The 23,772-nt window shown below is 69.4% G+C and carries 21 protein-coding genes; 7 read left to right on the forward strand and 14 right to left on the reverse strand.

Features of this window, described 5'->3' with window-relative positions:
• The first annotated feature begins 64 nt into the window (after positions 1-64).
• On the forward strand, positions 65-1,048 hold the full coding sequence (locus H4W30_RS16395) for a phage baseplate protein (RefSeq protein WP_192743588.1): 984 nt from the start codon (positions 65-67) through the stop codon (positions 1,046-1,048).
• A gap of 50 nt (positions 1,049-1,098) precedes the next feature.
• Here the strand turns inward: H4W30_RS16395 and H4W30_RS16400 are convergent, their stop codons facing one another.
• Positions 1,099-1,245 carry a hypothetical protein gene (locus H4W30_RS16400; RefSeq protein ID WP_192744164.1) on the reverse strand — a complete coding sequence of 49 codons (147 nt, stop codon included), beginning with the start codon at positions 1,243-1,245 and terminating at the stop codon, positions 1,099-1,101.
• On the opposite strand from H4W30_RS16400, the gene H4W30_RS16405 reads away from it, so the two are divergent.
• Positions 1,235-1,579: a hypothetical protein gene (locus H4W30_RS16405; RefSeq protein WP_318780608.1), complete on the forward strand. Its 345-nt coding sequence runs from the start codon at positions 1,235-1,237 to the stop codon at positions 1,577-1,579. The genes H4W30_RS16400 and H4W30_RS16405 overlap by 11 nt on opposite strands.
• A gap of 1 nt (position 1,580) precedes the next feature.
• Here the strand turns inward: H4W30_RS16405 and H4W30_RS16410 are convergent, their stop codons facing one another.
• Genes H4W30_RS16410 through H4W30_RS16425 form a run of 4 tightly spaced genes read right to left on the reverse strand, consistent with a single transcriptional unit; the run spans position 1,581 to position 4,512 of the window.
• Entirely contained in the window at positions 1,581-2,840 is a 1,260-nt protein-coding gene (locus H4W30_RS16410; protein WP_192743589.1) for an MFS transporter, read from the reverse strand.
• Entirely contained in the window at positions 2,837-3,184 is a 348-nt protein-coding gene (locus tag H4W30_RS16415) for a VOC family protein (protein WP_192743590.1), read from the reverse strand. Before H4W30_RS16415 ends, H4W30_RS16410 begins: the two co-directional genes overlap by 4 nt.
• Positions 3,181-3,342, reverse strand: a complete 162-nt coding sequence (locus tag H4W30_RS16420; RefSeq protein ID WP_034305716.1) for a hypothetical protein — start codon at positions 3,340-3,342, stop codon at positions 3,181-3,183. Before H4W30_RS16420 ends, H4W30_RS16415 begins: the two co-directional genes overlap by 4 nt.
• A gap of 9 nt (positions 3,343-3,351) precedes the next feature.
• On the reverse strand, positions 3,352-4,512 hold the full coding sequence (locus H4W30_RS16425; RefSeq protein WP_192743591.1) for an MFS transporter: 1,161 nt from the start codon (positions 4,510-4,512) through the stop codon (positions 3,352-3,354).
• 77 nt (positions 4,513-4,589) lie between these two features.
• Here H4W30_RS16425 and H4W30_RS16430 point away from each other — a divergent pair, with 77 nt between their 5' ends.
• On the forward strand, positions 4,590-5,147 hold the full coding sequence (locus H4W30_RS16430; RefSeq protein ID WP_192743592.1) for a helix-turn-helix domain-containing protein: 558 nt from the start codon (positions 4,590-4,592) through the stop codon (positions 5,145-5,147).
• Between the two features lie 3 nt (positions 5,148-5,150).
• Here H4W30_RS16430 and H4W30_RS16435 read toward each other — a convergent pair whose 3' ends face one another.
• The 5 genes from H4W30_RS16435 to H4W30_RS16455 form a co-directional block, all read right to left on the reverse strand.
• Positions 5,151-5,558, reverse strand: coding sequence for a VOC family protein (locus H4W30_RS16435; protein WP_126736854.1), 408 nt, complete (start codon positions 5,556-5,558; stop codon positions 5,151-5,153).
• Between the two features lie 10 nt (positions 5,559-5,568).
• Entirely contained in the window at positions 5,569-6,948 is a 1,380-nt protein-coding gene (locus tag H4W30_RS16440; protein ID WP_192743593.1) for a pyridoxal phosphate-dependent decarboxylase family protein, read from the reverse strand.
• A 4-nt stretch (positions 6,949-6,952) separates the two neighbouring features.
• On the reverse strand, positions 6,953-7,396 hold the full coding sequence (locus H4W30_RS16445) for a DUF6463 family protein (protein WP_192743594.1): 444 nt from the start codon (positions 7,394-7,396) through the stop codon (positions 6,953-6,955).
• An 80-nt stretch (positions 7,397-7,476) separates the two neighbouring features.
• Positions 7,477-8,121 carry a response regulator gene (locus H4W30_RS16450; RefSeq protein ID WP_192743595.1) on the reverse strand — a complete coding sequence of 215 codons (645 nt, stop codon included), beginning with the start codon at positions 8,119-8,121 and terminating at the stop codon, positions 7,477-7,479.
• Positions 8,118-9,350 (reverse strand): sensor histidine kinase, encoded by a 1,233-nt coding sequence (locus H4W30_RS16455; RefSeq protein ID WP_192743596.1) that lies wholly within the window; start codon positions 9,348-9,350, stop codon positions 8,118-8,120. Before H4W30_RS16455 ends, H4W30_RS16450 begins: the two co-directional genes overlap by 4 nt.
• A gap of 420 nt (positions 9,351-9,770) precedes the next feature.
• On the opposite strand from H4W30_RS16455, the gene H4W30_RS16460 reads away from it, so the two are divergent.
• Together H4W30_RS16460 and H4W30_RS16465 are read left to right on the forward strand one after the other, a co-directional pair.
• Positions 9,771-10,970, forward strand: coding sequence for a cytochrome P450 (locus H4W30_RS16460; protein WP_192743597.1), 1,200 nt, complete (start codon positions 9,771-9,773; stop codon positions 10,968-10,970).
• 13 nt (positions 10,971-10,983) lie between these two features.
• The gene (locus H4W30_RS16465) at positions 10,984-11,997 is read left to right on the forward strand and encodes a methyltransferase (RefSeq protein ID WP_318780609.1); all 1,014 of its coding nucleotides are present in this window, start codon (positions 10,984-10,986) and stop codon (positions 11,995-11,997) included.
• A gap of 126 nt (positions 11,998-12,123) precedes the next feature.
• Here the strand turns inward: H4W30_RS16465 and H4W30_RS16470 are convergent, their stop codons facing one another.
• A complete protein-coding gene (locus H4W30_RS16470) occupies positions 12,124-17,409 on the reverse strand; it encodes a type I polyketide synthase (RefSeq protein ID WP_318780610.1) in 5,286 nt (1,761 codons plus the stop codon).
• Between the two features lie 368 nt (positions 17,410-17,777).
• Here H4W30_RS16470 and H4W30_RS16475 point away from each other — a divergent pair, with 368 nt between their 5' ends.
• Positions 17,778-19,328 carry a (2,3-dihydroxybenzoyl)adenylate synthase gene (locus H4W30_RS16475; RefSeq protein ID WP_318780611.1) on the forward strand — a complete coding sequence of 517 codons (1,551 nt, stop codon included), beginning with the start codon at positions 17,778-17,780 and terminating at the stop codon, positions 19,326-19,328.
• A gap of 171 nt (positions 19,329-19,499) precedes the next feature.
• Here H4W30_RS16475 and H4W30_RS16480 read toward each other — a convergent pair whose 3' ends face one another.
• Positions 19,500-19,916, reverse strand: coding sequence for an SgcJ/EcaC family oxidoreductase (locus H4W30_RS16480; RefSeq protein WP_192743600.1), 417 nt, complete (start codon positions 19,914-19,916; stop codon positions 19,500-19,502).
• Positions 19,917-19,943: 27 nt separating this feature from the next.
• The gene (locus H4W30_RS16485; RefSeq protein WP_318780612.1) at positions 19,944-21,125 is read right to left on the reverse strand and encodes an acyl-CoA dehydrogenase family protein; all 1,182 of its coding nucleotides are present in this window, start codon (positions 21,123-21,125) and stop codon (positions 19,944-19,946) included.
• Between the two features lie 224 nt (positions 21,126-21,349).
• Between H4W30_RS16485 and aroF the strand changes: the two genes are divergently transcribed.
• Positions 21,350-22,399, forward strand: coding sequence for a 3-deoxy-7-phosphoheptulonate synthase (gene aroF / locus H4W30_RS16490; RefSeq protein WP_192743602.1), 1,050 nt, complete (start codon positions 21,350-21,352; stop codon positions 22,397-22,399).
• 66 nt (positions 22,400-22,465) lie between these two features.
• Here the strand turns inward: aroF and H4W30_RS16495 are convergent, their stop codons facing one another.
• Positions 22,466-23,686 carry a cytochrome P450 family protein gene (locus H4W30_RS16495; RefSeq protein WP_192743603.1) on the reverse strand — a complete coding sequence of 407 codons (1,221 nt, stop codon included), beginning with the start codon at positions 23,684-23,686 and terminating at the stop codon, positions 22,466-22,468.
• Positions 23,687-23,772 lie beyond the last annotated feature (86 nt).

A 23,772-nucleotide genomic window follows, 5' to 3' on the forward strand; every position in this document is an offset into this window, starting at 1 on the left:
CGAATCTTGTACGCGCGTGAACAACCTTCGATCGAACCGCGAAACCCGACGAAGGCGAGCGCTCATGTCCGAGCAGGTTCCCCGCTCCCCGTTCTCCCGACGTTCGCTGCTGCGCGCCGGTGGTGGTCTCGCCGCGACGACGGCACTGCTCGGCACGGGCGCGGTGTTCGCCGCGCCGGCTTCGGCCGCGGTGCCGGCGTCCAAGCGGTTCGACCTCACCCAGCCGTCGTACGACGAGTTCCGTAGCAAGATCCTGCACGAGTCACATCACGTGATGCAGGGCTTCGCCTTCGACAACCAGAACGTGCGCATCTTCATCGTGAACGCCCGCAACGGCGGGACCGGCGACGACCTGTGCGTCACCCAGGTCAACTTCTCGGGTGAGATCCAGGGCTCGATGCATCTCAACAACGCCGGGCACGGGGTGTCGATCGGCGTCGAGCCGGTGGGTACCGATTCCTACATCTGGATGGAATGCGATTCGGACGGACCGACGAGCACCGGTCGTGGCACGGCGCTGGCCAGGTTCAAGTTCGTCAACGGTGGCACGCCGTCGGTGAAGAAGTTCCTCACCGGCAGCAAGACGATCACCTGCGCCACCGACCCGATCAACAAGCGGATCGCGGTGCGCCGCAACGAGGGCGGGAAGATGTTCTACAGCGTCTACCCGCTCGCGTCCGCCGCCGCGGGCAACTTCAGCTCACCACTGGCGCATTTCGCGCAGCCCGCGCTGTCCACCGTACCGGTGACCTTCCAGGGATACACCATTTACGGCCAGTATCTGTACACATTGGACGGTGAAGGACACGCCGATCCCGCCGACATCAACTCCTACGTCACGTGCATCGACATGAACTCCGGCACGGTGAAGAGCCGCGCGCTGACCAGGGCGGGGAAGTCGCTGGTGTTCCGCGAGCCGGAGGGACTCGGGATCTACCGGAGCCTGGCCGGGGAGACCCGGCTGTACATGGGTTTCGGGTCACGCAGCAGTATGGAGAACATCAATCGCTACGCGAACCTGTTCTACAAGAACGTCCTCATCGACTGAACGCCGAAGAGGCCTGTCCCCGGGGAAGGACAGGCCTCTTCGGACGGACGTCACTTGTCGCGCGAGGCGCGGATCGCGTTGTGGTCGGCGACCCCGGATTCGCCCTTGTACAGCACGCCGCCCCGGGTCAGCAGCACCGCGGAGTCCGCGGAGAGGAAGCAGGCGGCGGGCCGGGCAGGGAAACCCGTGCTGCTCAAACGCGGGATGAACTCCACCATCGAGGAATGGCTGGTGGCGGCCGAGTACATCGCGCAGCGCGGCTGTCTCGACATCGTGTTGTGCAAACGCGGGATCCGGACCTTCGAGACCTCGACCCGCAACACGCTCGACGTTTCGGCTGCGCCGGTGGTACAGCATCTTTCGCATCCGCCGGTGATGATCGACTCGTCGCGTTCCGATGGTGGGCGCCGACGGCGTGCTCGTGGACGTGCACCCGCATCCGGGGAGGCGCTCTGTGACGGGCCGCAGGCGTTGGACGCGCTGGGCAGGCAGCCGATGGTCGAGCCGTGCCGCCATCTTCGGGCCAGCTGATTCATTCCCGGCGGGCCGCGGCGTAGGCGGCGGCCGCCAGTGAGGCCGCGAAAAGCGCGTAGGAGGCGGACAAACCGGTGCCGGAGGAGCTCAACGCGCCACCGACGGCCCGGCCGAGCAGCTGCCCGACGCATTCCGCGGTGATGACGGCGGTCGCCAGTTCCGCGGCGGTGAAACCGCTCGTACCCGCGGTCGTGGCTCGGATGTACAGGCCGGGGTAGGCGAGTCCGACGCCGATCCCGGCGACGGCCCAGGCGGCGAGAGCCGTGGCGAACGAACCGCCGAAGGCGAGGACGGCGGTGCCGAGCGAGGTCATGCCCAAGCCCACGACGGGAAAGCGCGCCGAAGTGAACTTGGCGGCCACCAGGCTCGTCACCGCCCAGCCGAGCGGGGCGGCGCTCAACACGATCGCCGCCTGCCCGAGGCTCACCTGGTAACCGCTCGTCAGGAGCACGGTGATGAGACTGTCCGCGCCGAAATAGCCGACGGCGAACAGCACCATCGCGCCGAGCGCGGCGGGGGTGCCCGGCCGGAGCCGTGCGGTGCCCGGCGGCAGGATCGCGATCATCCCGGCGACGGTGATCGCCGCCCCGGCGATCGCGAGCGGCCAGTAACCCGCGCTGAACACGACGAGTGCCGCTCCCAGCGGTACCGTCAGCGTCTTCGCGAGCGGTCGCTGTCCGTCCTCTGTGGACGGTTCACCGCGGGCGGCGCGCACGACCAGCAACCGTCCGAAAAGGACGAACGGCACCGGGAGCAGCAGGGTCCACCGCCAGCCGACGAGATGCTCCAGGCCCAGCGTCGCGGCCGGGCCGACCAGCGCGGGCACGATCCACATCGCCGAGGACGCCGCGACCACGCGGATCCGCAGCCGGTCGTCGAGATACCGGATCGCCGAGCTGATCCCGAAAATCGCCAGGAGGCCACTGGCGAGCCCGGCGGAGAACTGGCCGAGGGCGAACATCCACGCCGTCCGTGCCGTCGCGGCCAGGAGCAGCCCGCCGAGATAAGCGGCCATCCCGACGGCGAGGGTGCCGCGCGGGCCCAGCCTGCCGAGAACGCGGCTCGCCAAGGGAAGCGCGACGAACAGCCCCAGTGTCGAGCCGGCGATCAGGAGCCCGAGGTCGTTCCTCGCGTCGAGCTCGGCGGCGACGATCGGCAGCAGGCTGGAAGCGACGAAACCGGTGACGGCCGCCGCGAACTCGAGCGCGACGATGCCCACCGCGAGAAACAGCGGGCCCGCGCGCCGGGTCTCGGTCACGTGTAGAGGTCGCGGTCGTACAGATTGAGCTGCACCCACACCCCGTCCGGGTCCTGGACGCGCATCGAGTGACCGAAACCTTCGTCCATCGGCGGCCCCGGCTCGAAACCGGCCGCCCGCAGGCGTTCCGCGACGTCTTCCAACGGTTCCTCGGCCTCGAACGCCAGCTCGCAACGGCCGACGTCGTCGCCGGAGGACCGGTGGATGGCCAGCATCCCGCCCGCGGCGGGCATCTCGACCCAGCCGCCGGGCCGCGACACGGGCCCGGTGCCGAGGCCGAGCGCCTCGTAGAACCGCGTCATCGCCTCGATGTCCGCGCTGTAGCGGATCGGCATGACCTTCATCGCTCACGTTCCTCACTGGTCCGCAGCAGGTACTCCTCCAGCACCCGTTCGACGAACGACGAGAGCGACTCGTCGGCGTCGACGGACGCGTGCTTCACCCGCTTGATGAGGTCGTTCGGCAGGTAGACGTTGAATTGCCGCTTGGTGACCTCAGCCATGCTCGCATGCTAGCAAGTGAGCATGCGATCACGCGAGCGGTCGAGCAGCACCAGCGGGATCGTGGCCAGCGCCAGCGCCGCGCCGATCCACGGGATGGCCGTCAGCGACGCCCCCAGGTTCAGCGCCCCGGCGGCGAAGGCCGGGGTGAGGCTGATACCCAACTGGAAGGCCGAGACCGTGGTCGCGCCGGCGAGGGTCGGGGCGGCAGCGGCGATCGTGAAGACCCGCCCGTAGAGCGCCGGATTGAGCACGAAGGCCGCGACACCCAGCAGGAACACCGTCGGCACGACCACCAAGGCGGAAGACGCGAAAAGCGCGAGCAGCACCGAAAAGACCGCGATGCCGACGGCGCCGCCCAGCAGCGCGTGGTGCGGCCGGCGGTCCGAGATCCGGCCGCCGAGCGACAGTCCGGCGAAGGCGCCGATCCCGAACAGCGCGAGGACCGCGGGGATCCAGACCGCGGGCAGGACGTCCGCGAGCATCGCCGCCAGGTAGTTGAAGGACACCATGTACGCGGCCGTGCTCAGGATGGTGACCGCGTAGACGCCCCAGAGGCGCGGCGTCCGCATGGCGCGCAATTCACCCGACAGGCTCGGCGCGGCGGACGTCGTGACCGGCAGCCCAACAGCACAGGCGACCACGCCCAGAACGGTGAGCGCGACGACCCCCCAAAAGCCGCCGGTCCAGTCGGTGAGGTTGCTCAGCAGGGTGCCCGCCGGTCCCCCGGCCACCATCGCGACGCTGAGCCCGGCGACGACGACACCCGAAGCGCGGGCGTTGCGGTCGGGCGTCACCAGGCTGATCGCGGTCACGGCGGCGACGGCGAAGAAACCCGCGTAGGCGAGACCGGCGACGAACCTGGTGATCAGGAGGATCCAGTAGTCGCCGGAGAGCAGGCCGATCGCGATGGCGGCGGCGAAGACGGCCTGCGTCGTCATCAAGGCCGTCCGCCGCGGCCACTTCAGGCTCAGCACGGCGAACGGCGGGCCGCCGAGGACGACACCGAGGGCGAACGCGGTGATGAGCGCGCCCGCGGACGACAGGGAGACGCCGAGATCGGCGGCGGCCGCGGGCAGGACGCCGGCCATCAGGAATTCGGCGCTCCCCATCGCGAACAGGCTGAAGGACAGGAGATAGACCCCGGCGGGAAGGCGTTTCGTCTCGATCATGCCGCCAGCATCGGGAGCTTCTGGCTGTTTCGGCAAAGAACTTTGCCGGAACCGGGACGACCTGCTGTGCTGGCGGCATGGAGAGCCAACCCACCGTCACCGCGGCGATCGAACAGATCGCGCCCCGGCTGCGCCGCGCCAGGGAGAAGAAGGGCACCACGCTGGTGGAACTGAGCCGCGCCACCGGTATCTCCACCAGCACCCTGTCCCGGCTCGAATCCGGGCAGCGCAAACCGAGCCTCGAACTGCTGCTGCCGGTCATCGCCGCGTTGGGCCTGCGCGTCGACGAGATCGTCTCGTCACCGAGAGTGCTGGAACCGCCCGCGGACGGCCGGGTCCTGATCCCGCTCACCCGGCACGAGGACGGGCCCCGTGCCTACAAGATGACGATCCCGGCGAGCGACGACGAACCCCACCCGCGAACGCACGGCGGCCGTGAATGGCTGTACGTGCTGCGCGGCAGGCTCCGGCTCGTGCTCGGCGACCAGGACGTCGTACTCGGCGCGGGCGAGGCCGCCGAGTTCGACTGCCGGACGCCGCACTGGTTCGGCGCCACCGGCCGCGGGCGGGTCGAGGTGCTCAGCCTCTTCGGCGAACAGGGCGAACGGGTCCACGTCCGCGCCCGCACCCGGTAGCTCTCAGACGCGCTGCTGGATACGGATCAGGTTCCCCGACGGGTCGCGGACGGCGCCGTCACGCAGGCCGTACGGCTGGTCGGTGGGCTCCTGGATGACCTCGGCGCCCGACTCCTGCAGGTGCTTGAAGAGACCGTCGAGGTCATCGGAGGAGAACAGGATGCCCGCGTAGGTGCCCTTGGCCATCATCTCGCCGATGACGCGCCGTTCGTCCTCGGTGATGCCCGGGTCGACGGCGGGCGGGTGCAGCACGATCGACACCGGCTGCCCCGGCGGGCCGACGGTGATCCAGCGCATGCCGTCGTAGCCGACGTCGTTGCGAACCTCGAAGCCGAGGAGGTCGCGGTAGAAGGCCAGGGCGGCGTCGGGGTCGGTCTGCGGGAGGAAGCTCCCGTGAATGGCGATGTCCATGACGGTCACGCTAGGTGAGACCGGTTCGCGGCGCTTCTCGATTCCTGATCGCCTCGATCGCGGCCACGCTGCGGTCGACGTCCGCCTCGGTGGTGCTCCAGTTGGACACGGAGACACGCATCAGGCGCATGCCGTGCCAGGTGGTCGCGCCCATCCAGCACTCGCCGGAACGCTGAAGGGCCTCGACGACCCGGTCCGTATCGTCGCCGAAGCTGACGAGGACCTGGTTCAGCACCACGTCGTTCACGACGGAGACGCCTTCGCACGCTTCGAGTTTCTCGGCGAACCTCCTGGCCAGCGCGCAGCATCGCTCGATCATCTCGGCGATCCCCTCGCGGCCGAGTTCGCTGAGCGCCGCCCACGTCGCGAACCCCCGCGCCCGGCGGGAGGATTCCGGCACGAAGTCACTCGGCGCCCTCACCCCGCCCTCCCCCTGGCCGGTCAGATATGCGGCGGTGAGCGCCATCGCGGCCCGGTGCGACTCGGGATGAGCGCAGAACGCGTAACCGCAGTCGTAGGGGACGTTGAGCCACTTGTGCCCGTCGACCGCCCAGGAGTCGGCCTTCTCCAGCCCCACGGTCAGTCGCTGGAGCGCGGGAGCGGCGGCCGCCCAGAGCCCGAACGCGCCGTCGACGTGCACCCAGGCTCCGTGGCGATGGGCGATCTCCGTCGCGGCGGCGAAGTTGTCGAACGCGCCGGTGTTCACGTTCCCGGCCTGGAGGCAAACGATTGCGGGCCCATCGAGCGTCCGTTCGAGATCGGCATTGTCGATGGCGCCCTGGCCGTCCGCGCGGACCGGCCGGACGGCGTCGGTGCCCAAGCCGAGCAAGCGGAGCGACCGGTCGATCGTCGCGTGCCGCTCCTCGCTGGCGACGACCGGCAGCGGCGGCGCCCCGTGCAGCCCGCGGCGCTCGACGTCCCACCCGGCCCGCGCGAGGACGTGGTGCCGGGCGGCGGCGAGGCCGACCGTGTTCGCGCCCTGCCCGCCGGTCACGAAACCGAACGACGCACCGGACGGCAGGCCGAGGACGTTCTTGAGCCATTCGCCCGCCACCTCCTCGACGATCGCGGCGGCGGGCGAGGTGATCTTGTTGAACGCGGGCTGGTCCCAGCCGGTCGCGAGCATGTCGGCCGCGGTCGCGGCGTCCAGCGCCCCACCGGTGACGAAACCGAAGTACCTCGGGCCGGTGTTCGCCACCAGCGCCGGCTCGACGGCGTCCGCCAGCCGCCGGATGACGTCGGCGGGCGCGGCGGGTTTCTCCGGCAGGTCACCGAGCTTCTCCCGGACGCCCGTCGTGTCCTCGGGGAAGACCGGGGCGTCGGTGACGCTTGCGCGGTAACGGGTGACACGGGCGGCGACATCGGCCAGCAGATCCCCCAACTCGGTCATGCGTTCATGATTCACGACCGCGCCGGGCTCCTGCCAGGAAAAGCGCACCGACGAGCAGCAGGGCGATCGTTCCGGCGTCGAAACCGCCCAGCAGGCCGAGCAGGACCGCCCACGCGAGAACGCCCGACCCCAGCCAGGCGGGCACGCGTCCACCGCGCCGGGTGTGCCGGAGCACCAGCCCGCCGAGCAGGAGCAGCGGCACCCCGAAACTTCCCGGGCTGAGCCAGAACGCCTCGGCCATGGGGAGCCGGTCGGGCGTGGGGTCCAGCGTGACCGTGTTGAAGAATCCTTCGTCGAAGATCCGCTCCCAGACTTCCCGGCGCATGAAGCCGGCGACGACGGTGTGGAAGACGCCGCCGCCCAGCGCGAGGATCCCGCCCCAGGTGGCCGGATCGCGCCACCGGACGCGGGGGGTGGTCGCTTCGTGAGGCCTATCGATTGTCTGCATGCGCATCAGGCTGCTCGCCGGCACGGCGGGAATCCTCGGCCTGAGGTGCTCAGCCCCTCCTCCGAAAGGATGAGATCGCCTCAGCTCGGCCGCACGAGCCCGTTCTCGTACGCGAAGATCACCGCCTGCACCCGGTCACGGACCTCGAGTTTGGCGAGGAGATGACCGACGTGCGTTTTCACCGTGGTTTCGGAGAGGAAGAGCCGCTGCGCGGTCTCGGCGTTGGAGTAGCCCTGCGCGATCTCCAGCAACACGTCGCGTTCGCGCGCGGTGAGCCGGTTCAGGAGCGGGGAAGTCTCGCGGGCGACCGCGAGCTGGTCCAGCATGCGGCGGGTCGTGGAGCGCGCGATCACGGCGTCGCCGGCGTGGACGGCTCGGATGGCGTGCAGCACTTCGCCGGCCGACGCGTCCTTGAGCAGGAACCCGCTCGCCCCGGCTCGCAGGCCGGCGATGGCGTACTCGTCGAGATCGAACGTCGTCAGCAGGATCACCTTGGGCGCGTTCTCGCGGGCGGCGATCAGCCCGGTGGCCTCGACGCCGTCCATCCGTGGCATCTGGACGTCCATCAGCACGACGTCGACCGGCGTCTCGGCGAGCTTCGAGACGGCCTCGACACCGTCGGCCGCCTGGACGACGATCCGGATGTCGTCGGTCGCGTCGACGACCATGGCCAGCCCGGTCCGGACCAGTTCCTGGTCGTCGACCAGCGCGACGTCGATCGTCATCCCGAAGCTCCCTGTTCACCGACGCGGAACTCCGCGCGCACCCGGAAACCGCCGCCGGCCGGACCGGCCTCGAACGTACCGCCCGCGGCGCGCACGCGTTCCCGGACGCCACTCAGTCCGGCGCCCGTCCCGGGGAGCGACGGCCGCTCGCCGGCACCGGCCCCGTCGTCCTCGACGACGAACTCCGACGCCTGCGGGGTGTGCGTGATCGTGACGGTGACACTCGTGCGCGGGCCCGCGTGCTTGACGCTGTTGGTCAAGCCCTCCTGGACGAGCCGGTACGCCGCCATGGCCGCGTTCGCCGTCAGCGCGTCGGGCCGCCCCCGCTCGGACAGCCGGACGTCGACGCCCGTCGCGCGGACCCGCTCCACCAAGTCCGGTATCCCGGCGAGCGAGGGGCGCGTTTCGCTGTCCCGCAACACCCGTAGCGTGTCCCGCATGTCGGCCAGTGCCTCACGAGCGGTCCCGGCGATGACGGTGAGCGCCTGTGCCGCGCGGTCCGGCGACTTGGAAGCGATGGCGGAACCGCCTTCGGCCTGACGCACGATGACCGCCAGCGAATGGGCGACGATGTCGTGCATGTCGCGGGCGATGCGCTGCCGTTCGCCGGCCGCGGCACGCTCGGCGGCTTCCGCGGCCTCGTCGGCGAGGCGGCGCCGCCGGTCGAACCGGAAGCGGCCGACGGCCCAGGTGCCCGCCACCGCCGCGACCAAAGCGAGCACGGCCAGCAGCAGCGTGAGCCACCCCGCGGGCAGCGCGCCGTAGGCCGTCGCCGTCCGGGCCGTGCACAGCACCGCTCCGAGCACGCTGATTCCCAAGGCGAGCAGGCTCTCGCGCAGCGGCCGATGCGCGGCGACGGCGTACAGGAGCACCAGGTAGACCGCCGACGTCGGGAGGAAGAAAAGCGGGATCTCCATGCTGTCGCTCGCGCTCGCCAGCCCCAATGGCTCGGCCCGGACCACCGTGTTCGGCAGCACGACGAGCACCGCCATCGCCAGCGTGGCGGCGGCGAACGCGGTTTTGGTGGCGATCCGCCGCAGCGCGACGGTGGAGTGCACCACGATCGCGCAGACACCCGCCACCCACAGCGCCCAGGCCGGCGAATCGGCGACCAGGAGGATGTCGAGCGAACCCGGCCCCAGCAGTGCCGCGACGGCCAGGGCGAGCAGGAGGTCCGAACCGGCCGGGTGTGCCCGCGTCCACCGGTCCACGCGGTCGGTCCACGTCACGGCCATGATCGTAGACATCGTCGCCGGGCGTGACCAGGCCCTCACGGGACCTTGGGAAACCTTGTTCGACCTGCGTCGGAATGCCCCGGCACCGTAGGGCGTCGGCACTGTTGCCGGCAGAGTACCGGCGAAAATCCGGTTACAGTCCGCGATCCCCTGCCAGGCAGGTTCAGAGGGAAGGGCGAGGGTGAGGCGTCGCGAAAGCCACTTTCGGGACGTCCAGGGTCGCGAAAGTGGCTTTCGCGACACGCCGTCGGGGGCGGGGGAGGAAGGCGCGCGCGACCGGGCCGGGCCCTCGCGGGGACGGCAATCGACGAGACGAGCAGGCGCGGGTGGCGGTGTGACGATGGGCCCGAGCCGCCGGGACGAGACCGTCGAAGTGATGGCCGACGCCGGGTTCTGACATCTGAGGGCGGAAGAATGACGTCGACGCGACAGGATCCCATCGAGCGGCTCACCCGGCGGTTCGACTACCACGATCCCGAATACACCCCCGAAGTCGCGGAGATCGTCAACCGCGAGATCGGCAAGAACGAGGGTGTCACCTATTCCGAAGCGCACGGGGGCATGTGGATCCTGTCGCGCTACGAGCAGGTCAAAGCGGCCTTCAAGGATCACGCCACGTACAGCTCGGGCAGCGGTGTCTTCTTCCCGCGGGCGGCGGGGACGCCGAAGTTCTCGCCGATCGACTTCGATCCGCCGGAGCACCGCGCCCGTCGCAGGCTGATGTCTCCCCCGCTGCAACAGGATGTGGTGCGGAGCCTCGAGTCCCAGGTCGCCGAGCTCACTTCTCGCATGGTCCGGCCGATGGTCGAGCGCGGACACGGGGATTTCACCGGGGAGGTGTCGAAGCCGCTCGCGATCGGTGTGCTCGCGATCGCCCTCGGGTTGTCGGAATCGGCGCAGCACCAGATCCGGGAACTGACCACGACGTTGTGGGCGCGGCTTTCGAAGAACCCCGACCTGACGGATTTCTGGCCGGAGTTCCGCCAGCTGGTCTCGGAAGAGGTCCGGCGGGCGAAGGAGGAGCCGGGCGATTCCTACCTGTCGCGGCTGGTCGGGGCCGAGCTGAACGGTGAGCCGCTGTCCGAGGAGACCCTCCAGTCGATCATCGTCTCGTACTGCATCGCCGGTCACGAAACCACGATGAACACCATCAGCCGGATGTTGTGGTATCTCGGGAGCAATCCCCTTCTCCAGGAACGGCTCAAGGCCGAACCGGACCTCATGCCGGTCGCGGCCGACGAGACGCTGCGCCGGTGGTGCCCGACCGATCGGTTCACCCGGGTCACCACCCGTGACGTGACGATCGCCGGGACCGCGATCCCCGAAGGCTCCCGGGTGGTCTTCCTGCTGGACGCGGCGAACCGTGATCCGGACAAGTTCCCCGACCCGGACACGTTCTCCCTCGACCGCGGGAATTCGCACCAGCACTTGAGCTTCGGCTTCGGCATCCACCACTGCATGGGCGCGCACCTGGCGAGGCTGGAGCTGCGGATCGTGCTCCAGGAGCTGGCGCGGCACCCGGTCTACCACCTCACCGAAGATCCGGGCCGCCATTTCGAAAACGGCAGGCACATCGTGTTCGAAAAAGTCCCGGTCAAATTCGAAACCAGCTAGAAGGGGAAACCCAGTGGACACTCAACCCGCCCTCGACGGCCTGGTCCGGCTGACCAGCGGCCTGTGGGCATCGCAGACACTGGTCGCCGCCGAAGACCTCGGCCTGTTCACCTTCCTCTCCGGCGGGAGCGCGACCCCGGCCGAGGTCGCGGCGGGAACCGGGATCGCGGAGCGGCCGGCGGAGATCCTGCTCACCGCGTGCGCCGCGCTCGACCTGCTGGACGCCGACGGCGGCCGGTTCCGCAACACGCCGGTCGCCGAGGCGTATCTGGTGAAGGGGAAGCCGGACTACTTCGGCGACTACATCAGGATGCTCGGCCAGTACGCCAACCCCGGCTGGATGCGGGTCACCGAGATCGTCCGGGCGAACAGGCCGGGCAGGCTGCTTTCGGGAGACCAGGAGGAGATCTTCGAGGAAGGAACCCGGCCGAGGATCTTCTGGGACGGCCTGTACCCGCTTTCCGCCGGCACGGCCCGGGTCCTGGCGGAGGAGGTCGACTTCGGCGAGACCTCCACCCTGCTCGACGTCGGGGGCGGGGGCGGCGCTTTCGCCGTCGAATTGTGCCGTCGCCATCCCGGCCTCCACACCACGATCTTCGACCTGCCCTTCGTGTGCGAGTACACAGTGGACAAAGTCGAGGAAGCGAAACTGTCCGACCGGATCAGCCTGCGTTCCGGCGACTTCCTTCAGGACGCGGAACTGCCGCCGGGTCACGACGCGATCCTGCTTTCCATGATCCTGCACGATTGGGACGAGGCCAGGAACGCCGAGCTGCTGGCCAAATGCCATCGCGCGCTGCCGAGCGGCGGGCTGCTGGTGATATCCGAGCTGCTGGTCGACGACGACAAGGCCGGTCCGGCCGACGCCGCGCTCATGAGCATGGCAATGCTGGTCGGGACCTGGGGGCGCAACTACACGGCCGCGGAGTACCACGAATGGCTGACTGCCGCGGGATTCGACGACATCCGGACCGTGCGGTTCCAGGCGCCGGGCGCCAACGGGGCGATCACGGCCAGAAAGCCCTGACCGGACCGAAACGAAGGGCGCCTTCCTCACGAGGAAGGCGCCCTTTCTCTTGTCCCAAGCCGGATACGGGGAAAGCCCCTGTCGCAACCCGCGAGGTCGTGACAGGGGCTTTCGCCACTCGTGCGATCAGGCCGCTTCGGGCTCCCGCAGGACCTCCGTGACGTGCGCGGAGAGCGCGGCGACGGTCGGCTTCGCCCACAGGATCGTCGGCGGCAGATCGAGCCCGAACCGGCGGCTCAGCCGGACACGGAGACCGACGGTCATCACCGAGTCGACGCCCAGCTCGACCAGCGGACGCCGGAGGTCGACGTCCTCGGCGGCCAGGTTCAGCTCGGCGCCCACCTGTTCCCGGACCTCCTGGGTGATCAGCTCGTGCGCCTCTTCGGCGGACAGGCTCGCCCAGTCGACGTCCGTACCGCCGTCGGCCTCGGCCGCGTCGGCGTCGATGGCGGCCAGATCCCGGAACATCGGCACCCGGGTGGTCCGCGCCGGCAGCGGCAGGACCCGCAGGACCGCCTGGTACGGCGCGTCGTACCGCTCGGCGAACGCCCAGGCGCGGAACGCCTCGGACGCGGTGATCGCTTCGAGGCCGCGGGCGTTGGCCTCGAACATCGTGCTGGCGATGCTCTCCGACATCCCGACACCGAGCCAGGACGTCCAGCCGATGCTCGTGGTCTCGGAGTGCCCACCGGCGTTGCGGTGCGCGGCCAGCGCGTCGAGGAACGAGTTCGCCGCGGCGTAGTTGGTCTGCCCGGTGAGCCTGGCGAACTGGCCACAGGACGAGAACAGGACGAGGAAGTCCAGCGTCCCCGGCGGGAACAGCCGGTGCAGCACCAGCCCACCGCTCGCCTTGGGAGCGAGCACGTCACGCAGGCCGTCCAGGTCCACCTTGTCGATCAGCGCGTCGTTGACCACACCGGCGGCGTGGATGACGCCACGGATCGGCGGCAGCCCGTGGTTCGCCGGGTCGAGGGCCCTGGCGACGTCCACCTCGTCGGTGATGTCCACCGGCACCGCGCGCACCGTGACCCCGGCCGCCTCGAGCGCGAGCACGCTGTCGATCTGGTGCCGGACCTGCGGATCCGTGACGGCGTCCCAATCCGAACGAGGCGGCAGGCCGCGCCGTCCCGCGAGCAGGAGCCGCCGGGCGCCGCGGTCGGCGAGCCACTGCGCGACCTCGAGACCGAGACCACCGAGACCACCGGTGATCAGGTAGGTACCGGTGGCCCGGCACTGGAGGCTCGCGCCGTCCGACGGCCGCTCGATGGTGGTCAAGCGGGCGACCTCGGTGGCGTCGCCGGACAGCGAGATGACGTCTTCGGTGCCACCGGCGTGCCGGAGCAGCGTGAGCAGCCGATCCGCGGTGTCCTCGTCGACCTCGTCGACGTCGATCGCGCCACCCCACAGCTCCGGACGTTCACCGGCGGCGATCCGCGCGACACCCCAGAGCGGTCCGTGCGCGAGCGCCGCCTCGTCCACGGCTTTGCGGACGCCTCGCGAGAGCGCCCAGACCTGCTGCGATGCGAAGTCGTCGCCGGCGATCGACGCGATCTCGCTGATCCGCTGAAGGGTCCGGATCACCGTCCAGCTCGCCCGTTCGGTCGCGGCTTCGAGCGTTTCGCCCGACCGGGCGAGCGAGGGCGCGATCACGACCGCGCCCGGCTCCGACAGCATCGACTCGCCGAAATCGGCGGCACAGTCGCAGTCGCGCGCCGCGTCCTGGTGCGGATCCGGCCCGCAGACACGCACCGCCCGGGTGCCGAGCGCTTCGAACCGGGCCGCGAGGAGACCGGTGACCGACGGGTCTCCGACGAGCAGGACCTGGCGCAGTTCACGCCGGGTTTCCGCCGGCTCCAACGGCTTCCAGGCGATCTCGTGCACGAGGTCGCGCGGGCCCGCCGCCGCGGCGCCGAGGTGTTCCACCGCCGCGAACCGCAGTCCGGTGACCTCGCAGACGATCCTGCCGGTCTCGTCGGCGACCAGGACGTCGGTGGTGTCCCGCGGGGAACGCGGCGATCGGCGGCTGTGCACCACGATCTTCGCGGGCGGGACACCGTCGAAGACGACCTTCTCGATCGACCTCGACATCCACAGCACGGGGGCGTCCTCGGGGGTCACCACGACCGCGCTGATGGTCAGCGCGCCGTCGATGACGTGCGCCCAGCTGGCCGCGTTCGGGGCGCCCGGCTCGATGGTCATCACCGCGAGCTGCTCCGAATCCGTGCGGCGCAGTTCGTCGAGGTCCCACGGGAACGCGTAGCCACCGACTCCCATCCGGCGGAACATCGTGTCGACCTTCTCCCACGACCACTCCGGCAGCCGATCGCGGAGATCCGCGGTGTCGATCGTGCCTTCGGTGACCCGCACCCCGGGTTCGACCGCCGCCGTGGTGTGGGTGATCCACTCGTGTTCCTCACCGGCGTTGCCGTCTTCGGCGAGCCGGGTGGAAAGCCGGAGGGTGTTCTCCGAGGACACGATCTGCACGACCCGCGGCGGGACGACGGAAAGCGGGGTGCGCAGGACGATGTCGGTGATCGCCGCCTGCTTGCCGTCGCGGACCGCCGCCTCGGCGAAGGTGTTGATGATCGACGCCGCCGGGGTGATCTCGACACCGACCACCTCGTGGCTGAGCGGGTACGGGCGGCAGTCCATGTCCAGATAGGTCTGCCACACCACCCGCGCGGGAGAGCCGCTGACGGCCATCTTCCCGCCGAGCAGGCTGTGCTTCTCCGGATCGTGCCCGCCGCCGACACCGTTCGATCCGGTGGCGTCGTCGCCGAAGATCCAATAAGGACGGTGCTGCCACGCCACGGCGGGCAGGGCGAGCAGCGGGGTGTCCGGATGCTCGGCCGCCCAGTCGAAGTCGGCGCCCTCGCAGTGCAACTCGGCGAAGTTCGTCAGCAGCGTGGCGACCTCGTCCTGGTCGCGCCGCATCGTGAAGGCGACCTTCGCCTCCTCGACATCGAGGTGGTCGAGCGTCTCCTTGATCGAGTGGGTGACCACCGGATGCGAAGAGACTTCGAGGAACAACCGGTATCCGTCTTCGATCGCCGCCGTCACGGCCTGCGCGCAACGGACGGGCTGCCGGAGGTTCGCCACCCAGTAGGCGGTATCACGGGGAGCCGCCGAACGGACATCGGTCAGCGCCGTGCTGTAGAGCGGGACGTCCGGGGTACGCGGGGTGAGCTCGGCGGCCGCGGCCGCCACGTTCGCGACGACCTCGTCGACGTGCTCGCTGTGGAAGGCGATGTCCGTGTCGACCGTCCAGATCCCGATCCCGTCGGTCTTCCATTCCGCGGCGAGCCGTTCGACAGCGGCGCGGTCGCCGGAGACGACGGTCGAGCCAGGGCTCGCGGCGATGGCGGCTTCGACGCCGTCGTGCCCGGCCAAGCGCCGCTCGGCCTCGTCGAATGCCAGGCCCGCCATGGCCATCCCGCCACGGCCGGCGAGCGGCTGCAACGCGGCGGCCCGGCGGCAGGCGAAACGCGCGGCTTCCCGGACGTCCAGCGCGCCCGCGGCGACCGCCGCGGCGATCTCGCCGACCGAGTGGCCAAGGACGGCGGCGGGCTTCGCGCCGTGGCGGCGCCAGACCGCGGCGAGACCGATCTGCATCGCGAAGGTCATCGCCTGGACGTGCGAGGCACTCCACGGCCCACCGTCCACAATGGCCTCACGCGGGGTCCAGCCGAGTTCGGCGCGGAACACGTCAGCGAGGGAATCGATCGCTTCGGCGAACACGGGTTCCTCGACGAGCAGACGGCGACCCATCCCGGACCATTGCGCGCCGTGTCCGGAGAACACCCAGACGACCTTGCCGTCCGCGGCCGAGGGCACCCGTCCCTTGGCGACGCCGGGTGCGGGCCGTCCCTCGGCGAGCGCGCGCAGGCGTTCGGTCAGTTCGGCGGTCGAACCCGCCACGACCGCCGCGCGCTGCGCGAGGTGGGAACGCCGCCGGGACAACGTGTTCCCGACGGAAGCGAGCGAGACACCGGGGTTCGCGGCCAGCCACTCCGCCGTCGTCGCGGCGAGGGCCCGTACTCCCCCGTCGGAAGCCGCCGACAGCGGGAACACCGACGTGCCCAGTTCCGCGTTGGCACCCCTCAGCGCCTCGGGCGCGGCGACCGGGGCCTCCTTGAGGATGACGTGGGCGATCGAACCGCCGACGCCGTAGCTGGAAACTCCGGCGATCCGCGGCTGCTCGCCACGCGGCCACTCCTGGCGGTCCGCCACCAGGCGCAGCCCGGAACCGGCCCAGTCGAACTCGGGGTTCGGTTCGTCGTGCAGGCTCGGCGGGATCTCTTCGTTGCCCAGCGCGAGAATCACCTTGATCACCCCGGCGATCCCGGAACCGGCCTCGACGTGCCCGATGTTCGGCTTCACCGAACCGATCAGGCAGGGGTCGTCCACCCTGCTCTCACCGCCGAACACCGCCGCCAGCGCCTGGGCCTCCTCGCGGTCTCCGACCGGGGTGCCGGTGCCGTGCGCCTCGACGTAGCCGACCGCCCCGGGCGCGACGCCCGCCCGCCGGTACGCCTGACGCAGCATGTGTTCCTGCGCCTCTCCGTTCGGCGCCATCATGCCGTCCGATTTGCCGTCCTGGAACACCCCGCTGCCCGCCACGATCGCGAGCACCTGGTCGCCGTCACGGCGCGCGTCGGACAGTCGCTTGAGCACCACGACACCGGCGCCTTCGCCACGTCCGTACCCGTCGGCGTTCTTGTCGAAGGCCTTGGACTTCCCGTCCGGTGCCAGCGCTCCCGCGGCTTCGAGCGCGATATTGAGCGTCGGGCTGGCCATGATGTTGACCCCGCCGACGATCGCGACCGGGGTCTCCCCGATCCGCAGGCTCTGGCAGGCGAGGTGCAACGCGGTCAGCGAACCCGCGCAGGCCGTGTCGACGGCGAGGCTCGGCCCGCGCAGGTCGAGGAAGTAGGAGATGCGGTTGGCGATGCCGTAATAGGTGGTGCCGTTGACCGCGTAGGCGCCGGTGCGGCCGACGTCCTCGAGCAGCCGCCGCCCGTAGTCGTTGGAGTTCGCCGCGACGAACACGCCCGTCTCCGAACCACGCAGGAGATGCGGCGGGAGCCCGGCGTCGACCAGCGCCTCCCAGGCCAGCTCCAGGATGATGCGCTGCTGCGGGTCGAGGAAATCGGCTTCCCTGGGGGAAATACCGAAGAAGTCCGCGTCGAATCCCTCGATGTCATCGAGAAAAGCACCCTTGCGGGTGGTTTTCCGAAGAATGTTCGTGGCCTGTGGGCTGGCGGCCGCGTAAGATGACCATCGTCTCTCCGGCATCTCGCGCACCGAATCACGCCCGTCGATCAGGAACTCCCACAACTTTCCCGGAGAGTCGAGGTCAGGGGCGAACCGGCAGCTCATGCCGACGACGGCCACCGCGTCTGAAAATTGCACGTCCTGGCTCAAGTCCCTGCTCCTCTTCGCATTCAAGACCCGGCCGCGTAAACGATCATCGCGGATGACGGAATTGTTCGTCATGGCCGGGAACTCCGACCGAGTCATTTTTTGTCGCCGTCGTCAGCGCTGGCATCTCCTGCGTTGCCACCGCGTCCGATTCGCCGCCCCAGGGCCGACTCCCCGCATTCGAGGAGACGGGACGGCCAGGTCAGAGCCTTATCGTTCGGTGCAGTCGAGCCGCGTCGCGCATATGGAGGTCCGGCATGCCACGAAAAACCGCCGAAGGAACCGTTCCCTGGCCCAGGGACTTCGCCGCGAGATACATTTCAAAGGGATATTGGGAAAATCGCCCACTGATCTCATTCTTGGAAAAGGCGGCCGCCGCAACGCCGGACGCGGTCTGCCTTGTCGACCGCGGCCTGCGGTTGACCTACCGCCAGCTGTTGTCCCGTGCGGACGGCGCGGCCGCGCGGATGCGTGAACTCGGGCTACGCCCGGACGACCGGGTCGTGCTCCAACTGCCCAACCACTGGGAATTCGTCGTCACGACGGTGGCTTGCCTTCGACTCGGCGTCGTCCCGGTGATGGCGTTGCAGGGCCACCGGAAACAGGAGATCGCGGCCGTCACCGAACACGCCGGCGCGCGGGCGGTCATCACCGCCGGGATCGTCAAGGGCTTCGACCACCAGGCACTGGCCCACGAAGTCGCCGCCGAATCCGAAACCTGCGAACACGTCCTGGTGACCGCGGACGAACTCCAAGAAGGAAGCCTCGACCTCCGGGCGTACCTGTGCCCGTCGAGCGACGAAGTCTTCGAACCCGCGGAGCCTTCGGGTACCGACGTCGCGCTTTTCCTGCTGTCCGGGGGAACCACGGGTGCGCCGAAGCTCATTCCCCGTACCCACAACGACTTCTCCTACCTCGTCAAGCGGGCCGCGGAGATCTGCGGGATCGGGCGCGACACCGTCTATCTGGCCGTTCTTCCGCTCGGACACGGTTTTCCGATGACGTGGGTGCTCGCCACGCTGTTCGCCGGAGGCCGGGTGGTCGTCACCGATTCGCCGACCGCGGAACGGAATTTCCCGTTGATCGAGGCGGAAGGGGTCACGATGACCTCGCTCGTCCCGGCGATCGCGCAGCGCTGGCTCGAGCACCGCGTCGCCGACTCCGCCCACGATCTCGGTTCCCTGGAACTGGTTCAGGTCTCCGGCTCCCGGATCCCGGACGAGATCGCCGGCCGGTTCGGACCCGTGCTCGGCTGCGCGCTCCAGAACGGCTACGGAATGGGCGAGGGACTGATGTGCCTCACCCGTCCCGGAGACCCCGCCGAAGTCGTCTGCCGCACACAGGGCAGGCCGATCTGCCCGGACGACGAGCTGAGGCTGGTCGACGCCGACGGCCGGCCGGTCGCCGACGGCGAGCCGGGCATCCTGCTCACCCGGGGGCCTTACACCGTTCGCGGTTACTACCGGGCGGAGGAGCGGAACGCGACGGCCTTCAGCGACGGCTGGTACAACACCGGCGACATCGTGCGCATGCTTCCCGACGGGAACCTCGTCGTCGAGGGGCGGGAGAAGGACGTCATCAACCGCGGGGGCGAGAAGATCTCCGCCGAAGAGATCGAGAACTTCGCCTACCAGGCCGGGGCGAGTCTCGCCGCGGCGGTGGCCATGCCGGATCCGGACCTCGGCGAGCGGGTCTGCCTCTACAGCACGGGAAAACGGCTCGACCCCGGCCGGCTGCACGCGGCGATGGAAGCCGCGGGGGTGGCGACCTTCAAGTTCCCCGAGCGGCTGGTCCACACCGACTCGCTGCCGCTGACGGCGGTCGGGAAGGTCGACAAGAAGGCGTTACGCGCCGACATCGCCGCCCGGCTCGCGACGGAACGGCTGCTGGGCGAACGCCAGGCGAGCTGAGGCGAGCGAAGGCCCCTTCCCGAGGTGGGAAGGGGCCTTGAGGCGTGAAGCCAGGTGCCGGGTCGGCTCGACCGCTCGCACGTCTGCCGGGGTTCGGGTGTCGCGAAAGCCACTTTCAGGACGTCTGATGTCCCGAAAGTGGCTTTCGCGACGCTCGGCCGCACGGGGAAGCTACTTGTCGCGCGGGGTGTTCTGGTACGCGGCGAGCCGCCATTCGCCGTCCTGGCGGGCGACGGTCCACGAGGCGCGGATCGCGTTGTGGTCGGCGACCTCTGACTCGCCCTTGTACAGCACGCCGCCCTGGGTCAGCAGCACCGCGGAATCGGGCGAGAGGAACCGCAGGCTGAGCGGCTTGCCCGTCACCTGGGTGCCCTTGTAGTTCGTGTCGTAGGCGTTCTTGAGGAACTTCCGGATCTCCTCGCGCCCGTTGGCGAAGCTGCCGGCGAGGATCATCGTGCCGTCCTCGGTGAAGACGTCGGCGAAGGCATCGGCGTCGTGGTAGGCCCAGGCGGCGATCACCTTCTGCGTGAGCGCCGCGATGGCCGCCTTGTCCGCGTCGGTGACCTTGGCGGTTTCAGTGGTCGTCATCAGGACTCTTTCCCTTCGTGGCCGGTCTCAGATGTAGAGGGTGTTCGGCTCGAGCCCGCACAGCACGCGCCCGTACAGCTCGTTGTTGGTGTCGGGGTGCATGAGGGCGTGCAGGTTGACCGCCTGGATGTCGCGGGCGATGCGCTGGATCGGGACGTCGGAGAAGATCGACGACCCGCCGCTGGCGTTGGCGAAGATGTCGATGGCCTCCTTGCTCAGCCGCACCGTCGCGCCCATGTCGGCCCGCGCCTGCACCCGCTCTTCGAGCTTCCACTCGGTACCGTCTGACGCCTTTCCGTCGACGAGCGACGTCAGCCGCGTCGCGTGGAACTCGGCCTCGTCGAGTTTCATCACCGCGTCCGCTACCTGGTGGTGCGTCAGCGGCGCCTCGCGCTGGCTTTCGTAAGCGGTGTAGGTGATCTTGCGGTTCGGCAGGCGCTTGAGGAAGGACTCCTTCGCGGCGCGGCCGAGTCCGATCACGCTGCCGACCGACGACGCCGCGGCGACCGGGAGCAGGGGCGCGCGGAAGATCTCCAGCCCGGCGTTGGTCGCCGACGAGTACTGGCCCTGCAAGACCGCGGGCAGGCTGATGATCCGCTCGCCCGGGATGAACACGTCCTTCGCGACGGTGCTGACACTGCCGGAACCGCGCAGGCCGACCGTGTGCCAGTCGTCGACGATCAGCAGGTCCATCAGCGGGACCACGCCCATGACCGGGTACGGCTCGGCACCGTCCTCGACGAGGACCGCGATGACGACCTGCCAGTGCGCGTGGCGCGCACCGCTGATGAAGCCCCATTTGCCGTTCACGACCACGCCGCCGTCGGCGGGGGCCGCGATCGCGGTCGGGCTCAGCGTCCCGCAAACGCGGATGTCGGACCGCGAGAACACCTCGTCCTGGACGGCGTCCGGGAACAGGCCGGTCATCCAGCTGGTGATCCAGCTGACGCCGGTCGTCCACGCCGAGGAACCCTCGGCGCGGCCCAGCTCCGCCGCCACCTCGACGAGGGTGCGGGTGTCGGCCTCGTAGCCGCCGTACCGCTTCGGAACCCGAAGCCGGAACAGACCGGCGTCGGTGATGGCTTCGATCGTCTCGTCGTGCAGGCGACGGTTCTCTTCCGTCCACGCCGCGTGCTTCCGGAGCGTGGGCACCAGATCGGTGGCCCGCTGGACGAGTTGCTCGCGAGTCGGGTTCTCGGTGGTCGACACCATTTCCTCCTAGCTGTGGAACCGAGGTGGGCTGGTAGCGGGAGGACACCGGTCCTCGCGTGAACCTGTTCAGACGATCCCAGTGCCGTCAGGCGCGGACGTCTCCCTGATTGCGGCAGGTTTGAGGACGTCGGCGTCCTGGCGGCGGAGCCAGGATGGGCCTGCCGAAACGGCGTCGCGCCGCGACGGTTTTCCGAAGAGCCCGACCAGAGGAGACCGCAACCATGGTGATCGTGATGACACCGGACGCCACCGAAGACGAGATCGAGGCGATCGTCGCCCAGGTGGAATCCGCCGGCGGCGAGGCCTTCGTCAGCCGCGGGGTGAGCAGGACGATCATCGGATTGATCGGTGACGTCGAGGGATTCGAGACGCTGAACCTCGCCAGCCGGCCCGGAGTCGCCAAGGTGACGAGGATTTCGGCCAAGTACAAGCTGGTCAGCCGCGAACACCGGCCGGAGGGCAGGTCGACCGTCGAGGTCGGCGGCGTCCCGATCGGACCCGACACGATGACCCTGATCGCCGGGCCGTGTGCGGTGGAGTCGCCGGAGCAGACCTTGGCGGCGGCCGTGATGGCCAGGGACGCCGGGGCGACGCTGCTGCGCGGCGGCGCGTTCAAACCCAGGACTTCGCCTTACGCGTTCCAGGGACTGGGGGAACTCGGACTGCGGATCCTCGCGGACGTCCGTGCGGAGACGGGACTCCCGGTGGTGACCGAAGTCGTCGCGCCGCACGACGTCGACATGGTCGCCGAATACGCCGACATGCTCCAGATCGGCACCCGCAACATGCAGAACTTCGGTCTGTTGCAGGCGGCTGGGCGGGTGGGCAAGCCGGTGCTGCTCAAACGCGGCATGAACTCGACCATCGAAGAATGGCTGATGGCCGCCGAGTACATCGCGCAACGCGGCTGCCTCGACATCGTGCTGTGCGAACGCGGCATCCGGACCTTCGAGACCTCGACCCGCAACACCCTGGACGTTTCGGCGGTGCCGGTGGTACAGCACCTTTCCCATCTGCCCGTGATGATCGACCCGTCGCATTCCGGCGGCCGTCGAGATCTGGTGCTGCCGCTGAGCCGCGCCGCGATCGCGGTGGGCTCCGACGGGGTCCTCGTGGATGTGCACCCATGTCCGGAAGAGGCCTTGTGCGACGGGCCGCAGGCCCTGATGACCGAAGACCTCCGGGAACTCTCCGGATCGTTGGAAGCGCTGGCCGTCCTGATGGGACGGCGCCCGTCCGCGGCCCCGCGGCGCTATCTGCGGGCGAGCTGATCCGGCCGTTTTCCCATCCCTGGGCCGTTTCCGGTGCTCCGTGCCCGGAAACGGCCCTCCCCCGCGTCAGCCGAGCCGGACGGGCAGGGTCCGGTGACCGTTCATGATGAACGTCGGCAACGGGCGGAGTTCACCGGGTTCGACGGCGAGGGACAGCCCGGGGAACCGTTCGAACAAAGTGGACAGACCGATCGTCGCGACCGCGCGGGCGATCCCCGCGCCGAGGCAGAAGTGCGGGCCGTGCCCGAACGACAGGTGCTCCTTGTTCTCCCTGGTGATGTCGAAGTTGCCCGCCGTGTCCCCGTGGACCTCCGGGTCCCGTCCGATGGCGCTGTAGTTGACCAGGATCGCGTCACCACGGGGGATCGTCACCCCGTCGAGTTCGATGTCCTCCACCGCGTACCGCAGGGGCAGGTGCGCGAGCGGCGACTCGACCCGCAGGGTTTCGTCGATGACCTCGTCCCAGGAGACCTGCCCGCTGGTCACCAGCGCGCGCTGTTCGGGATGGGTGAGCAGCGCGGTGATGGAGTTGTCGAAGAAGTTGATCGTCGTTTCCGAACCGGCGCCAAGGATCGCGAAGATCGTGTCGGTCAGTTCCTCTTCGGACAGCCGGGAACCGTCCTCGTCCCGCGCGGCGATCAGGTCGCTGGTGATGTCCTCGGCCGGCTCTCGCCGTTTGGCCGCGATCAGCTCGGCCATCGCGCCCCGCCAGCCTGCCAGCACCGCCTGCGCCTGCTCTGGGGTGACCGTGGTGTCGACCATCATGTCGATCACCTTGGCGGTCTTCGCCCTGGCATCCTCCGACATCCCGATCAGGTCGGCGACCAGCATCGCGGGCAGCGGATAGGCGAACCGCTCGCGCAGGTCGACGACCTCGCCGGCGGGCACCGACTCCAGCGCGGCGATCAATCCCTGCGTGAGCTCGACGATCCGCGGCTTGATGGCTTCGGTGCGGCGGCGGGTGAACGCGCTGCCGACGAGTTTGCGCAACCGGACGTGATCCTTGCCGTACGCGGTGACCATGTTGTCCATCGCGATCCAGCTGATCATTTCCCAGTCCGGCGGAATCTGCCCGTTGATGAAGGCGGGCCAATGGTTTCGCGCGCTCTTGGTGACACGCGGGTCGGACAGGACGCGTTTGATGACCGAGTGGCTGTTGAGCGACCAGACCACGACACCACCGGGAAGCTCCACCTGGGTCGCCGGCCCCTGCTTGCGCAGCGCGGCGGCTTCACCGTGGATGTCGGCCCCGGTGACATCGAGCGCGACTGGGCAGCGGTTCTCCATGAAAATCTCCCTCAAGGACTCCATAGGCACTGGAAGACGACTCCGGCGGCCGACCGGGATGACGAGTCAGTTCCGCGGGAAGGAGA

This window comes from Amycolatopsis roodepoortensis (genome assembly GCF_014873915.1).
Lineage (GTDB): Bacteria > Actinomycetota > Actinomycetes > Mycobacteriales > Pseudonocardiaceae > Amycolatopsis > Amycolatopsis roodepoortensis.